The following is a 14,973-nucleotide window of genomic DNA, read 5'->3' on the forward strand; positions in this document are numbered from 1 at the left end:
TTATAGATTATCAACTTTGATAATGCCTTCTGTTTCAAATTTAGTATTTTCTGCAATTTCTGCAAAACTTAAAACAGTAATATTAATACCAAAATTCGAACAAATATCGGCGATAAATTTTCTAAGCTGTGGTTCAACACAAAGTAAGAAAGGTTTGATTCTTGTATTTGCTACACTTGCAAGCTCTGCTTTTAAAGCTTCAACCAAAGCTCCAGTTTGTGCTACATTGATCATCAAATGATATGTCCCATCTTTAAACTGCACATGTTCCATTAGCTTCGCAGCAGCAGCAGCATCAAAGATATAAAAACTAATTTGACCTTTTTCATCTACATATAAATTAGTAATCGCTCTTGCCAAAGAAGCTCTTACATGCTCTATGATCATATCCAAACTCTTACTAACTTCTGCTATATCACTAATTGATTCTAAAATTGTAAGCATATCTTTTATTGGGATATGCTCTTTAAGCAAGGCTTTTAATACCTTTTGAATTAAACCAATACTTGCCACTCTTAAACAATCATCTACTACAATAGGATAGTCATTTTTAATCTTATCTAGTAAATTTTGCACCTCTTGTTTAGTTAAAAGCTCTGAAGCATTTGCTTTTATAAGCTCGCTCATATGAGTTGAAATCACACTTGCTGGATCAATCACAATATAACCATTCAATGTTGCCTCATCTTTTAAAGATGAATCAATCCACAAAGCGTCTGAATTAAAAGCTGGTTCTTTAGTAGCTATACCCTCAATAGGTTCGGTAATAAAACCACTATCCATAGCCAAGTATTTATCAGGGTAAATTTCTGCACTAGCTATCCCTACACCCTTAAGTTTAAAAGTATATTCATTAGGTTTTAACTGTAAATTATCCCTAATTCTAATTTTAGGCATTAAAAATCCTAAACTTTGGGCTATATTACGTCTTGTAGATCTAATACGTTCTGTCAACTCACTTTCTGCTAGCTTAATTAGCCCATAGCCCAATTCTAACTCTAAAATTTCTAATTTTAATATATCTGTAATTTTATTTTCTTCTTCTCTTAAAATCTCCTCTTCGCTACGTTTTTGAGGTTTAGCCTGCTCTTGCTCGTTATCTTCTTGAGATTTTTTACTCGAGACAGTATTGATTTGAATTTTACCTTCTTGTACTTGTTTTATCATATAGCCAAGCCCCAAAAACATCAAAGCCATAAACCCTAAAGAAAAATGTGGCAAGCCAGGCACCAAAGCAAAAATAAACAAAATAAATCCCACAATAAGCAAGGTCTTATACTCACCTAAAAGCTGATTAATAGAACCCTCGGCGAAATTATCCTCATCTTTGCTAGCACGCGTAATAATAATAGCAGTTGCAGTCGATGTGATCAATCCAGGAATTTGTGAAACAAGTCCATCGCCTATCGTTAAAATCGTATAAGTAGAAGCGCATTCGCTAAGTTCCATATCATGCTGAAAATATCCTATCATAAACCCACCAATTAAATTTACAATAGTTATAATAATCCCCGCAACAGCATCTCCTTTAATAAATTTAGAAGAACCATCCATTGCTCCATAGAAATTTGCCTCGGCTATAATTTCTTGACGTCTTTGGCGTGCAGTTTTTTCATCAATTAAGCCTGCATTCAAATCCGCATCAATCGCCATTTGCTTACCAGGCATTGCATCAAGAGTAAATCTTGCTTGCACTTCAGAAACCCTTGTACTACCTTTGGTTACAACCATAAAGTTAATCAAAACCAAAATACAAAAAATAACCATACCTATAACATAATTTCCACCAACAACAAACTCCCCAAAACTCGCCACTATATCACTTACAGCCGCTGGACCTTGATGACCCTCACTTAAAATCATACGCGTTGTGGCGATGTTAAGTGAAAGTCTAAAAAGCGTGATGATCAAAATCAACGTTGGAAAAGTTGTTAAATCTGTAGGTTTAGGTATATACAAAGAAATTAAAATAATCAAAACCGAAATGGCTATACTCAAAGCAAGAAAAAAATCCAAAACTATACTTGGTAAAGGTACAATGATAATTGCTAAAATAGCAATTATCACAGCTACTATAGTTAAGCTTTTTGCCTTTAATACCGGTGCAACAAGCGGAGCAACCCAAGGCAATACCAAGCTAAAAATATCTCTTTTAGCCATTATTTTGAATAATATCCTCTAAAGTAATAGAAATCAAAAAATCATCAATTTTATTTTGCAACTTCACAAGTACAGGCATAATTTTACAATTTTCTTCTTTTTGTGAAGGGCAAACTCCATTACTGCATTCAAAAACATTGATGGATTTTTTTTCCACACTATTTATGATTTCTTTTAAAGTATATTCGCTTGGATTTTTAACAAGCATAAACCCACCTTTAGCCCCTTTGTAGGATTTTAAAAGCGAATCTTTAGCAAGCGCTTGCAAGATTTTAGCCAAAAAACTTTTTGGTATATCTAAAACATTTGACATTGTATCCACATCTTGTGGTTCTTGAGAATTGGCTATATGTATCAAAGACAACAAAGCGTATTCGCTAGCTTTTGTAAATAACACTTTTTTCCTTTCTAAATATATAAAGTATAATTATTATGACTATGATAAAAATTTTTATTATATCAAAAATAAGTCTTCTTCGGTATTAAATTTCTTATATTTTAAAATTCAGCATTTTTTTTGTTTTTTTCGTTATAATTACATCTTTTAATTTTAAATACCGCTCAGGAGGTCTATTATGGCTTTAGATTCGGCTAAAAAAGCAGAAATTGTTGCAAAATTTGCTAGAAAAGAAGGAGATACAGGTTCTCCAGAAGTTCAAATCGCTCTTTTAAGTGCGAGAATTTCAGATTTAACAGAACATTTAAAAATCTATAAAAAAGATTTTTCTTCTCGTTTAGGACTTTTAAAGCTTGTTGGTCAAAGAAAAAGACTTTTATCTTATCTAAAAAGAAAAGATTATCAAGCTTACACTAAATTAATTAGCGAATTAAACTTAAGAGATAAATAAGCCTAGTGCTTATTTATCCTGCAAAACACCTTCCATTATTTTTACTTTTTTCTTAATTTAAGTTTTCTTTTTTTGGTATTTTATTCACAAGAGTTTCACAGTGTGAATTTAAGCTCAAACTACCTAAAAATAGCACTTTAAGTTTTAAATTAAAAAATATTTTTCACATTTAAATTTATTGATTTTTAATGTTTTTTCACTTTTGCGATAAAAAAGCCATCAGCATAATCATCAGGTAAAACCCTTTTAGCAAAAGATAAATCAAATTCTTCGCTTTTTGCTTGAATAAATTGCACATTTGGCAATTCAAAATCAAGCAATTCAAGATGAAAATTAGAATTTCTCAAGGCATTCTCCAAAACAGCCTCATTTTCTTCTCTTAAAAAAGTGCAAGTACTATAAACAAGCTCTCCGCCATGTTTTAAAGCTAACAATGCTGAATGCAGTAGTTTTTTTTGTAAATTTGCAATTTGCTTGATTTCTTTAATATTTTTTTGGATGCCAAAACCCATCTTTGCAAAAGTAGAACAAGGTGCATCAAGTAAAATTTTATCAAATTTAAGCGGACATGCCTTTCCTATCGTGCGTCCATCTTTTAAAAAACACTTTGCCATCTTCACTTGGTAAGTTTCTAAGGTATTTTTCAAAGTAAAAAAACGAGTCTTAGATAATTCACAACTTGCTAAATATCCTTGGTTTTGCATAAAATTAGCCAAATTCAAACTCTTTCCACCAGGAGCAGCACACATATCTAAAACACTTTCTCCTGCTTTTACACCTAAGGTTTTTGCACATAAATATGAAGCATAATTTTGTATATAAAACTTTCCCTCACTAAATGCACTCATCGCACTTAATTTGCTTTTAAAATGAAATGGAATTTTATAGCAATATGTATCAATTTTTTTAAATTCTATCGTTTCATTTTTTAAAATACTTTCGAGCTCATCATTTCCAATAAGTAAAGAATTTCTAAAAATATTCACATTTTTTTCTTGGTCAAAGCTTTGAAGAATTTGCTCTTTTTGTGACTGTGTATAAATACTTTCTAAAGCTATACTTAAATCAAGCAAGGCCATAAAAATCCTTTAAAAATAAATATGCAGCTAAAGAATCAAGCTTACCATCTTTTTTTCTTAAATTTGCCACACCAAGCTCTTGTGCTCCTTTGGAACTAAAGCTTTCATCTACATAAAACACTTCTTTATCAAACTCCAACAAGGCAACAAAATGCTCCACTCTTTTACGCATTTCATCTTCACTTGCTCCACCCAAAGGAATTCCAACGACTAAAGTATCTATCTCGTATTCTTTGATATACTCTTGAACTTCTCTAGCTGCTTGGTTGCGATTTTTTCTTATAATAGCCTCAAGTGGCATAACAATACTCTTATTAACACACAATGCCACACCTATACGCTTTAAACCTATATCCAATGCTAAAGTTTTCATATACAAACTCTTATTTTTACTCCAGAAATTTCCACTAAACCTTCAAGCTCATATTCATAAACTTTATCGCCAAATTTTTGCAAAACTTTCTCTAAGTCATCTTCGTTTTTTATAAAATTTAACAAGTCATCTTGTTGCTGTTTACACTCAAGCTCTCCAAACATCGCTGCAAATTGCTGATAATCATAAAGCAATTTAGCTTTATTTTGAGCCAAAAGCAAATTGGTCCCTTCGCTTTCATTTTTTCTATGAGGAAGCACATAAATGGGTTTATTCATACTTAAAGCAAGTCTTGCACTTTGCATAGAACCACTTTTTAAATCAGCCTGTGCGATCACTACCACTTCGCTTAAAGCAATGATTAGTCTATTTCGCAGTAAAAAATCATAAGGCTTAGCTTTATAATCTGGTACATTTTCACTCAATGCTAAAGCATTGTTATAAATATCCAAAATATCACTTGCATTAGCTTTGGGATAAATTTCATCTAAACCATTTGCAAAGATCGCTATAGTATGCGGATAAGCCAATCTTGCAGCGTGAATATCTACACCCAAAGCTCCACCACTTACCACACAAACTTTAACTTTTTTTAAAAACGACACAAGCTCCACAAGAGAGTTTTTAGTATAAACACTCATTCTTCTAGAACCAATAATTGCAACTTTCCTAGATTCTAAAAGCTTCAAATTCCCTTTATAATACACCCTAGCAGGAGGATTTAAAAGCTCATTAAAAGCTTCAAGATGGTCAATAAATTTCATTTAAATACACAAGTTCAACCAAATCAAGCAATTCCTTGCTTTGCACTAAGGCCTGAAAAGTCTTCTCACGTGGATGACCAATAGCTATAGCAAACCCTTTTTTTACCGCCTCATCAACTGCTTGCTTGAGTTGATTTTTAATATAAGCTATATTGTCTTCATTATCTAAAAATACATCTCTAGCAATATATGGTTGATTATATTTGTTTGCTAAAATTTTAGCTTTAGAATTACCTATAGTTCTTGAATCTACAAAAACAAACTCATTTTCACCAAAAGCTTTAAAAAGTTTCTCCATAGCTTTTTTATCTGATGTAAATAAACTGCCAGTGTGATTATTGATAAATTTTACATTTGGGAAATGCTCTTTGATGTATTCAACGCGTTGTTGTATTTTTTGCGCATCATCACTAGGATGTAAAGTGTTCAATTCTGCTTTATCATACTTAATAGCTGCTAATGGTAAATGCACCATAAAAAATTCAAAATCTTTTGCAAATTCAGCTGTATATGGGTGGCGTTTATCGGGCGGAAAAAACGAAGGTATTAATTTAAGATGAGTTTTTCTAAGCATATCAACATGAGTATGGCTAGCCATATCATCAATAATAATAGCCAAACGCGGTTTTGTATTTTTAGGTTTTTTGGTAATTTTTATCGCTTGTGTTTGATTTGCTTCTTTTGGAGTTATTGTGATGTTTTGCTCTATTTTGGTTTGATTAAGATCTTCTTGGGTAGTATTTAAATCATAACTTAAATTTTGATCATTTTGACTAAGGTTTACATCATTATTTTCGTTGTGTAGATTTAAAATTTCACTGATATTTTTATCTAAAAATTCCAAATTTTCATTTTTTAACCCTAAATCAACTTCTTCTAAGCTTAAATTATTTTCTACAGGTGCTATGTTTATAGGTGTTTCGTGAGGTGTAGTTACGTTTTGTTCTTGAATTTGGTATTTTGATTTTGATAAAAACAAAGATCCAAAAGCAAAAAGAAAAATGCCTAGCACAATTAAGCAAAGTGCTAAAAGCACTTTGTATTTTTTATCTATCGTTTTCAAATTAGTTTTTATCTTTATCAACTAATTTTTTTGCACCAATCCAAGGCATCATAGCACGAAGTTCACGCCCTGTTTTTTCTATTAAAGAATCATTCATTATTTTACGCTCTGCATGCATTCTTGCAAAATTTGCTCTTCTTTCTAAAATGAAATCTTTTGCAAAGCTTCCATTTTGTATCTCTTTTAAAACACCTTTCATTGCCTCTTTAGTTTCTTTGGTAATAATCTTAGGTCCTGTGATATAATCCCCATATTCAGCAGTATTAGAAACAGAATATCTCATATCAGCGATACCGCCTTGATAGATCAAATCCACAATCAACTTCATTTCATGTAAACACTCAAAATATGCCATTTCAGGCTCATAACCTGCTTCAACTAAAGTTTCAAATCCTGCTTGAATTAACGCACTAAGCCCACCGCAAAGCACTGCTTGCTCGCCAAACAAATCCGTTTCGGTTTCAGCTTTAAAAGTCGTTTCTATGATGCCGGTTCTACCTCCACCTATAGCACTTGCATAACTCAAAGCCAAAGCTTTTGCCATTTTACTTTCATCTTGATGGATAGCAATCAAACAAGGGGTTCCACCACCTATACTAAATTCATGTCTTACAGTATGACCTGGAGCCTTAGGAGCAATCATAATCACATCTATACCCTTTGGAGCTACAATTTGTCCATAGTGGATATTAAAACCATGTGCAAATGCCAAAGTTTTACCTGTTTTTAATTCAGGTTTAATTTCTTCGTTAAAAATCTCGCTTTGAATTTCATCAGGAGCCAAAATCATAATCAAATCTGCCTCTTTAGTAGCTTCTTTTACACTTTTAACAATAAAATTTGCATTTTGAGCTTTTGCCCAGCTTTGTCCGCCCTCTTTCAAACCTATAATAACATCTACTCCGCTATCTCTTAAATTCATAGCATGAGCATGACCTTGAGAACCAAAACCTATAATAGCTACTTTTTTTGACTTGATTAAGTTAATATCACAATCTTTATCATAATAAATTGACACAGCCATGATGTACTCCTAAAATTTTAGAATAAAAATAAAGATTATAACTAAAAAATATAAATTTAATCCTTTTATGATAAAATTTAGACTTTATAAAAATATTTTAAAGAGTGTTATGAAAGAATTATTTAATCAATTAAGCTACGGTCTAAACGCAAGCGAAATTACCAATAAAAACAAACAACTTATCAGAGAATTATTGACCTGTGATATTATTAAATTTTATAAAAATAAATACTATCTCAAAGATGGTTTTACTTTTGGTAAAATCGATATCTCATCTAATGGAACAGGTTTTTTAGAAAGCTATGATCATGCTTTTAAGCGTGACTTACTGATAGAAAATAAAAATCTCAAAGGTGCAAACTACGCTGATATTGTTGTAGCAAAGTTGCTTCCTATCAAAAAAAAGCGTCCTAGCGCCAAAGTGGTTTTGATACTCAAAAGAGCACACGAAACCTCTTTGGTTATTACCAAAAAATATGGTGAAGCCATACTTGGAGTAAACATTCAAACGGGACTTACATGTGCTTTAAAAGCCTCTCAAAAATCGTTAAAAGCTCTACCTTTAGGAACTATTTTAAAAATAGAAAATCATGATAACAATATCACTGAAGTGATAGGACATATTGATGATGATTTTGTAGATGAAAAAATTTCCCTAGCGCTTTTTAATAAAAATGCAATTTTTGATCATTTATGCGAAAACGAAGCAAGAGCTTATGGAAATGAAGTAGATGCAAGCATGTATCCTTCAAGAAAAGATCTTAGAAATTTAAATTTTTGCACCATCGACCCTATAGATGCAAAAGATTTTGATGATGCGATTTATTATGATAAAAGTGAACACGCTATTTATGTAGCTATAGCCGATGTAAGTGCTTATGTGCATGCTTATAGCGCCATTGATAAAGAAGCAAGATCAAGAGGTTTTTCGATTTATTTTCCTCATATTGCCATACCTATGTTACCAAGGGCTTTAAGCGAAAATATTTGTTCATTAAAACCTAATGAAGATAGATTAGCATTTTGTTTTAAAATATGCTTAGATCAAAACAATGAGGTCATCAAAGAAGAGCTTTTTGAAGCCATTATTAACTCAAAACGCCGTTTTAATTATGATGAAGTTGATGAGTACTTAAAAAACCGTGATGATTTGGGGGAGATTAATTGGCTTTATGATGCTTTTGCAATCACTCAAAATTTACGCAAAAAACGCCTAAAAAATGCTTGTGAGTTTAAAACCCAAGAACTTAGAATGACTCTAAATGAAAACAATCAACTCCTAAAAACACGTCTTGAAAGCGACACAGCCTCACATAATCTAATCGAAGATTGTATGCTTTTAGCCAACAAAGCTGCAGCAAAACTCATCGATATAGGAGTTTTTAGAAACCACTTAAGTCCTGATTATAAAAAAATCGATCAGCTACTTGCAGATTTATCTACGCTTAGTATAGATATTAATGCCAAAAATAATATTTTAGAATTATTCAAAGATATTCAAGCTTTAGCCAATGAACTCAACATAGGAGAAGAAGTAGACAAGCTTATCATCAAAGCTCAAAAAAAGGCTGAATATGCCAGTGAAAATGCAGGTCATTTTGGTCTAGGATTTGACAAATATACCCATTTCACAAGTCCTATTAGAAGATATTCTGATCTTATTTTACATAGACTTTTAAAAGCAAAAATCAATCAAGATGAAAAAATGTTTAATTATCTACTTTTAAATATAGAAAGCACTTGTGAAGAATTAAGCACACTAGAAAGAGAAGCAGATAAAGTTGCATGGCACTTCATGGATAGAAAATTCGCAAGATGGGCAAAATACAACATAGGAAAAAAATTCAAAGCCTTAGTGATAGAAAATCAAAGCTCACTACAAGTGAAACTCAACGATGATATAAAAGGAGCTTTGATCACCGTTATAGGTTCAAGAGCAAATTTATTAGAACATGTTGAAGTAGAAATCACTGAAGTAGATATTATCAGTGCTAAAATTTTTGGAAAAATTACCAAACATTTTAGTTTAGAGAGAAATCAAAATGTATAAAAATCAACTCCAAACCTTACTAAATAGCGGAAATATTCCTAACTTTTTTTTACTCTATGGAGCTGATAATTTCCAAATTGAACTCTATGCTAAACTCATCAAAGACAAATACTCTTTTGATGAGAGTTTGAGATTTTATTTTGAAGAATATGATTTTAAACAAGCACACGATTATTTATCAAGCGCTTCGTTATTTAGCGAAAAAAAATTACTAGAAATCAAAACTCAAAAAAAAATTCCAACCAAAGAATTAAAACAACTAGTAGAACTTTGCCACAATTCACAAGATAATTATTTTCTACTTGAAATTTACGATGAAACCTCCAAACAAAGCGAGGCAGAAAAAATTTTCGGTAATCATTTTTGTAGATTTTATAAAGTCAATTCAGCCAAAGAAGGTATGGAGCTTCTAGCTCTAAAAGCCAAAGAATTAAACATCAATATCACACAAAATGCACTTTTTGCACTTTTTTACAATTTTAATGAAAATCTATACTTAGCAGCAAATGAATTAAATAAATTTAGTGGCTTAAGTATTGATGAAAAAATCATACAAGAACATTGTTTTAGTTTAAGTACTATTAGCTTTGAAAGCTTTTTTGACAACCTCATGCAAAAAAAGGATCTAAGAGCTGATCTTGAAAATATTTTAGATCATTACAATGAAATCGCTTTAATCAATGCTTTATATGCTAGTTTTTCAAGACTTTTTAAAATAACCTTACACATTAAAGTTTATGGTAATTTAGATCTAAAAGAAATTTTAGGCTATACACCACCCATGACCATAGCGCAAAACCTACAAAAACAAGCTTTAATGCTAAAAATACCTCAATACAAAAGCATTTTCACTACACTGTGTAATTGTGAATACGAACTTAAAAAAAACTCAAAAATAGAAAAAAAAGAATTTCTAATCGCCACACTCTTACACATTAGCTCTATACTAAAAAGTTAAATTAAGAAAACTTGTGGTAAAATAAAATTTGCATTTTATGCAAAATCCTTGCCTAATTTTTAGGCTTTATATCCACAAGGAGAAATTCAAATGAGACATTATGAAGTTTTATTCATATTAAAACCAACACTTACAGAAGAAGAAGTAAGTGCTAAGTTGGAATTCGTAAAAGAAGTCCTTACAAAAAATGGCGCAGAAATTGAAAGCGTAGTTCCAATGGGAACAAGAAAACTTGCGTACAAAATCAAAAAATACGAAAGAGGAACTTATTTTGTAATTTACTTCAAAGCTCCTACTAATTTAATCGCTGAGCTTGAAAGGGTATTAAGAATTACTGAAGAAGTGATAAGATTTTTAGTTGTAAAATATGAAAACAAAAAAGAAATCGCTGCTTGGGAAAAACTAAGCAAAGGTATCAAACAAGGTAAAAAAGAAATCAAAGCCAATGAAAGCACAGAAGGCTAATTAATGTTTAACAAAGTCGTTTTAGTAGGTAATCTCACAAGGGACATAGAAATGCGTTATGCTCCATCAGGTAGCGCAATAGGTTCTTCTGCTATAGCTGTGACAAGAAGATTTAGCACCAATACAGGAGAAAAAAGAGAAGAGACCTGCTTTATCGACATTAGCTTTTTTGGAAGAACAGCAGAAATTGCAAATCAATACCTTAACAAAGGTAGTAAAGTTTTAATCGAAGGTCGTTTAAGATTTGAGCAATGGAGCGATCAAAATGGACAAAATCGTTCTAAGCATAGTATTCAAGTTGAAAATTTAGAAATGCTAGGTTCAACCGTACAAAATACTCAACAAAATAACTTTGATAATCAAAGCTATGGTTATAATCAAAATTTTAACCAACAACAAAGTTTTGATCCTTATGCTCAAGTCCAAACTAGAACAAATTCATCTAATGCATATCAAGCTCCACAAAAAGAAACACCTATGAAGGAAATTGATATCGACAAATACGATGATGATACAGAATTACCATTTTAAAGGAAAATATCATGGCAGAAAAAAGAAAATATTCACGTAAATATTGCAAATACACAGAAGCTAAAGTTGATTTTATTGATTATAAAGATACAGCTTTGTTAAAACATGCTTTATCAGAAAGATTTAAAATCATGCCACGCCGCTTAACAGGTACTAGTAAAAAACACCAAGAAATGGTAGAAGTTGCTATCAAACGTGCAAGACACGTAGCACTTATTCCTTATATTGTAGATAGAAAAGAAGTTGTTACTAATCCTTTTGAAGGATTATAATTGCATTCTCCCAAGCTTTATAAGCTTGGGGATATAAAGGTGAAATATGTTTTCAGATATAGAATCTGAAATTTATGCTATCTTACTTGCTTCTATTGCTATCATAGCTGTTTTAAACCCTTTTGGCAATCTCCCGCAGTTTATCGCAATGACTGAAGGTTTAGATGCAGATAAAAGAAAAAAACTATTTCGAAATATTATCTATACAGCTTTTTGTATTGTTTTGGTTTTTCTACTTTCAGGTCCATTTATTATGAAATTTTTATTTAAGATTGATATTAACGACTTAAGAGTTGCGGGCGGATTGATCCTGATCATCATGAGTACCAAAAACTTACTTTTTACTCCATCTAGTAGTCAATTTCAGCATTATCAAGACCTAAGCCACAAAGAATTACTTAAAAAAAGTATAGTGCCAATGGCATTTCCTATGCTTGTAGGACCTGGGACCCTGTCTACTATAGTAGTGATTTCAGAAGATCAAAATTTAGGTATAGCTGTAGCTTCTGTATTACTTACTTTTATTTTTATATTTGTATTATTTCATTTTTCAGCTACTATTGAAAAAGTTATTGGCAAACTAGTTCTTTATGTTTTTTCTCGTATTGCACTAGTCTTTATTATGGCAATGGGTGTAAAAATGATAGCCGTTGGAATTGAAACATATATTCAATCTAATTTAGGGTAGATAAAAAAACTTCTTTGCAAAAAAACTTCTTCATTCACGCTTTTATTTTCATTTAAAAGCACACTTACATTAACAGCTACTATAGCTTTTGTTACTTCATAGTCTAACAGCAACTGCCCATTTTCACATCTCCCTAGCGGATAAGCATAGTCTATTTGCACTGTAGCATTGTTGTATTTAAAGTTAATTTGCTCAATACACTCCTTGCCTTCTAAATATGCTTGATACAAAAAATATTTTGACATTTCTTTAGAATTTAATACTAAAATTTTTCCTTGTGTATAAAGAATTAGATCTTGCATAATCCTTGGAGTATACGAGCTTATTTTTACAACAAAAACTAACACAAAAGCAACAAACATAATAAAAAAAATAGTATAAACCATAGCAAATGCTTGTTTCATAAAAACATCCATTTACTCAAGCATTCATTTTGTTTTTTACTACAAATTGTAGCTTTCAATGCTTTGGATTCTTGCGTAAATTCAAGTTGAAAAACATCCTGCATTAGTAAAAATCTTTTTTGTTTATGATTTAAATCTCCAACTTGAATGTAAATTTTTTCATCTTCAAAATACACTTTCACATAAGCATAAACCACACTATAAAACCCACTCCATTTTTCACCAATAAAATGAATTTTTTCCTTATCATCTGCTAAAATCATTCTTAATTTTTGATGTTGTAAATCATATAAATAAATATAATCATCAGGGTATATTTTTAATTTTTTATTTGCCACTATATCTTTATAGTGGCTTAACACGCCTTTTGAAATACCATTTTCTATAAAGTGAAAATGACTCTTGGGGCTAATAAAGCTTTGGTTATCATCTAAAATAACACCGCTAAAATTAAACTTTTTCAAAGATAAATCATAGAAAATATCATCATTTGCACCCATATAGCATTCTAGAGAATGCTTTGTGTGTTTTACATCTATGCATGTTTGGTATATTTTTTCTATACTCAGCAAAGCTTGATTAATATCTGAAAAAATTTCATTTGTCTTTTTTACCTTAAAAGCATATTCATAAAGCACTACGCCAGGTCTAGCTAAAACCACAATTAAAACGCCCAAAATAATCAAACTTAATACAAGTTCTAACAAACTAAAAGCTTTTTTCATCTAAAAAGGCTTTTTTGTATGATTCATCTTTAGCTTTTAAAGATTTCAGATGAAATTTCTCACTAGAATACTCTAAAAAAAGATGATGATTGATATCAATCTCACCTCTTTGATACAAGGGATTATATTCTAACAATGCCTTTTCTTCATTAAAAAGAAGTTGATTTAAATGTATTAAATTGAAAGATTTACCCAAAAAAATCAGATAATAAAAACCAAAAATAGAAGATAAAATAACAATACAAAAAGCAAGCTCTAGGAGACTAAAAGCTTGCTTCATTGACCTAAACTTGCTTCAAAAGCTTCAAAAAAAGCTCCACGCAAAGCTTTTTTTTCCAAAGCTTCAACTCCTTTAATTGTAACTCCTGCAGGAGAGCAAATTTTTTCTTTTACAATTGCTGGATGAGAGTGGTTAAACAAAGCACTGAAACTTTCAAAACAAGCACGCGTAAGCTCATAACTAAGCTCATTTTTTAAACCATTTTTAACACCTGCATTAGCTAGACTTTCTGCCACTAAAGCTAAAAAAGCTGGAGCACATCCACTTAAAACCATTGCTGTGTCAAATTCTTTTTCATTTTGCAATGCTATAGCTTTTCCAAAAGTACCCAATAACGCCAAAACCTCATCTTTAAACAAATCATTTTTCATCAAATACGCAGTTGTAGATGCCTTAAATTCTGCTGCGGTATTTGGCATGACTTTAATATAATTTTGCGCTTTAATACTACTAAGTTGCTCAAAAGTAGTCTTTGCTAAAACCGAAACAAGCCACCTTGCTTTGCCTTTTAATTGAGTAGCTACTGATTCTAAAGCATAAGGTTTAAAAGCCAAAATAACATTTTTATTTTCCATATCAAACTCATCATATGATATGACTTTAAAATTTAAACTACTTGCCTTTTTTAAATCTCTTGCAACTATTATCACTTCATAAGCATCGCTTATACCTTTTGCTATAGCACTAGCCATAGCGCCATTTCCTAAAATATAAATTTCGGACATTATTTTGACTGTTTGATAAAAGCCGAAATCTTTTCAGATTGAAAATAATTAGGGTATTTACTTGTATCTAAAATTACTTGCACTAATGAGTTATTATCATAATTCATCACAACAGGCGCTAGAAAGTTAACAGTAGATTCCTCTAATGGTTCATTAATAGCCACGATAACAAATACACCAAAATTAGTCTGCTCATTTAAAGCTAACAACTCTTGATAATAATCAGGAACTTCAAAATCATAATCAGGGCGAATCATATAAGGATCAATCATCACGAAAGAAAAATCTTTACCATCAAGGCTCTTTAATCTATAAAAAACCTCATCTATCTTGTAAAAATTCATATTTTTGGTATCTTCAAAACCCAAAATAGGACATTTAACTTCTAAGTTCATTTTGCCTCCTAAAATCTATTGACTAAGAAATTACAAATCTTTAAGCAATTTTAGTTCCAAATTTTAAATTTTTATCAAATTTGTATTTTGAATGTAAAATTGAATTTTTTAAAATTAACATTTTCATAAACATAAAAACATTATAATTATAAATTATTAAATTTACAAG

19 protein-coding genes are annotated in these 14,973 nt (G+C 30.9%); 7 read left to right on the top strand and 12 right to left on the bottom strand.

The window, feature by feature from the left end:
- Together flhA and CKA54_RS01035 are read right to left on the bottom strand one after the other, a co-directional pair.
- Nucleotides 1-2,160, bottom strand: a complete 2,160-nt coding sequence (gene flhA / locus CKA54_RS01030; protein ID WP_043019925.1) for a flagellar biosynthesis protein FlhA — start codon at nucleotides 2,158-2,160, stop codon at nucleotides 1-3.
- Nucleotides 2,153-2,557 (bottom strand): Rrf2 family transcriptional regulator, encoded by a 405-nt coding sequence (locus tag CKA54_RS01035; RefSeq protein WP_043019926.1) that lies wholly within the window; start codon nucleotides 2,555-2,557, stop codon nucleotides 2,153-2,155. Before CKA54_RS01035 ends, flhA begins: the two co-directional genes overlap by 8 nt.
- 178 nt (nucleotides 2,558-2,735) lie before the next feature.
- Here CKA54_RS01035 and rpsO point away from each other — a divergent pair, with 178 nt between their 5' ends.
- Entirely contained in the window at nucleotides 2,736-3,008 is a 273-nt protein-coding gene (rpsO, locus tag CKA54_RS01040) for a 30S ribosomal protein S15 (protein WP_039618506.1), read from the top strand.
- A gap of 185 nt (nucleotides 3,009-3,193) precedes the next feature.
- On the opposite strand, the gene CKA54_RS01045 is transcribed toward rpsO, so the two are convergent.
- Genes CKA54_RS01045 through ilvC form a run of 5 tightly spaced genes read right to left on the bottom strand, consistent with a single transcriptional unit; the run spans nucleotide 3,194 to nucleotide 7,311 of the window.
- Nucleotides 3,194-4,087, bottom strand: coding sequence for an RsmB/NOP family class I SAM-dependent RNA methyltransferase (locus CKA54_RS01045; protein WP_120759222.1), 894 nt, complete (start codon nucleotides 4,085-4,087; stop codon nucleotides 3,194-3,196).
- The gene (ruvX, locus tag CKA54_RS01050; RefSeq protein ID WP_120759223.1) at nucleotides 4,074-4,460 is read right to left on the bottom strand and encodes a Holliday junction resolvase RuvX; all 387 of its coding nucleotides are present in this window, start codon (nucleotides 4,458-4,460) and stop codon (nucleotides 4,074-4,076) included. The genes CKA54_RS01045 and ruvX overlap by 14 nt, the downstream gene beginning before the upstream one ends.
- Entirely contained in the window at nucleotides 4,457-5,224 is a 768-nt protein-coding gene (locus tag CKA54_RS01055; protein ID WP_120759225.1) for a DNA-processing protein DprA, read from the bottom strand. The genes ruvX and CKA54_RS01055 overlap by 4 nt, the downstream gene beginning before the upstream one ends.
- A complete protein-coding gene (locus CKA54_RS01060) occupies nucleotides 5,211-6,287 on the bottom strand; it encodes a divergent polysaccharide deacetylase family protein (RefSeq protein WP_120759227.1) in 1,077 nt (358 codons plus the stop codon). The genes CKA54_RS01055 and CKA54_RS01060 overlap by 14 nt, the downstream gene beginning before the upstream one ends.
- A gap of 1 nt (nucleotide 6,288) precedes the next feature.
- Entirely contained in the window at nucleotides 6,289-7,311 is a 1,023-nt protein-coding gene (ilvC, locus tag CKA54_RS01065) for a ketol-acid reductoisomerase (protein WP_120759229.1), read from the bottom strand.
- Between the two features lie 109 nt (nucleotides 7,312-7,420).
- Here ilvC and CKA54_RS01070 point away from each other — a divergent pair, with 109 nt between their 5' ends.
- The 6 genes from CKA54_RS01070 (at nucleotide 7,421) to CKA54_RS01095 (ending at nucleotide 12,275) form a co-directional block, all read left to right on the top strand.
- A complete protein-coding gene (locus CKA54_RS01070) occupies nucleotides 7,421-9,361 on the top strand; it encodes a ribonuclease R family protein (RefSeq protein WP_120759231.1) in 1,941 nt (646 codons plus the stop codon).
- Nucleotides 9,354-10,319 (top strand): DNA polymerase III subunit delta, encoded by a 966-nt coding sequence (gene holA / locus CKA54_RS01075; RefSeq protein WP_120759233.1) that lies wholly within the window; start codon nucleotides 9,354-9,356, stop codon nucleotides 10,317-10,319. Before CKA54_RS01070 ends, holA begins: the two co-directional genes overlap by 8 nt.
- A 90-nt stretch (nucleotides 10,320-10,409) precedes the next feature.
- Nucleotides 10,410-10,784: a 30S ribosomal protein S6 gene (gene rpsF / locus CKA54_RS01080; protein ID WP_120759235.1), complete on the top strand. Its 375-nt coding sequence runs from the start codon at nucleotides 10,410-10,412 to the stop codon at nucleotides 10,782-10,784.
- 3 nt (nucleotides 10,785-10,787) lie between these two features.
- Nucleotides 10,788-11,315 (top strand): single-stranded DNA-binding protein, encoded by a 528-nt coding sequence (locus CKA54_RS01085; protein ID WP_120759237.1) that lies wholly within the window; start codon nucleotides 10,788-10,790, stop codon nucleotides 11,313-11,315.
- Nucleotides 11,316-11,326: 11 nt separating this feature from the next.
- Nucleotides 11,327-11,587 (top strand): 30S ribosomal protein S18, encoded by a 261-nt coding sequence (gene rpsR / locus CKA54_RS01090; RefSeq protein ID WP_039618521.1) that lies wholly within the window; start codon nucleotides 11,327-11,329, stop codon nucleotides 11,585-11,587.
- Nucleotides 11,588-11,633: 46 nt separating this feature from the next.
- Nucleotides 11,634-12,275, top strand: coding sequence for a MarC family protein (locus CKA54_RS01095; RefSeq protein WP_120759239.1), 642 nt, complete (start codon nucleotides 11,634-11,636; stop codon nucleotides 12,273-12,275).
- Here the strand turns inward: CKA54_RS01095 and CKA54_RS01100 are convergent.
- Genes CKA54_RS01100 through fliW form a run of 5 tightly spaced genes read right to left on the bottom strand, consistent with a single transcriptional unit; the run spans nucleotide 12,257 to nucleotide 14,804 of the window.
- Nucleotides 12,257-12,679: a hypothetical protein gene (locus tag CKA54_RS01100; RefSeq protein WP_120759241.1), complete on the bottom strand. Its 423-nt coding sequence runs from the start codon at nucleotides 12,677-12,679 to the stop codon at nucleotides 12,257-12,259. The two genes, CKA54_RS01095 and CKA54_RS01100, sit on opposite strands and share 19 nt — an antisense overlap.
- Nucleotides 12,676-13,404: a type II secretion system protein gene (locus CKA54_RS01105; RefSeq protein WP_120759243.1), complete on the bottom strand. Its 729-nt coding sequence runs from the start codon at nucleotides 13,402-13,404 to the stop codon at nucleotides 12,676-12,678. Before CKA54_RS01105 ends, CKA54_RS01100 begins: the two co-directional genes overlap by 4 nt.
- Nucleotides 13,388-13,684: a hypothetical protein gene (locus tag CKA54_RS01110; protein ID WP_120759245.1), complete on the bottom strand. Its 297-nt coding sequence runs from the start codon at nucleotides 13,682-13,684 to the stop codon at nucleotides 13,388-13,390. The genes CKA54_RS01105 and CKA54_RS01110 overlap by 17 nt, the downstream gene beginning before the upstream one ends.
- Entirely contained in the window at nucleotides 13,681-14,409 is a 729-nt protein-coding gene (locus CKA54_RS01115) for a pyrroline-5-carboxylate reductase (RefSeq protein WP_120759247.1), read from the bottom strand. The genes CKA54_RS01110 and CKA54_RS01115 overlap by 4 nt, the downstream gene beginning before the upstream one ends.
- A complete protein-coding gene (fliW, locus tag CKA54_RS01120; RefSeq protein WP_120759248.1) occupies nucleotides 14,409-14,804 on the bottom strand; it encodes a flagellar assembly protein FliW in 396 nt (131 codons plus the stop codon). Before fliW ends, CKA54_RS01115 begins: the two co-directional genes overlap by 1 nt.
- Nucleotides 14,805-14,973 lie beyond the last annotated feature (169 nt).

The sequence above is a fragment of the Campylobacter sp. P255 genome, assembly GCF_003627915.1.
Lineage (GTDB): Bacteria > Campylobacterota > Campylobacteria > Campylobacterales > Campylobacteraceae > Campylobacter_D.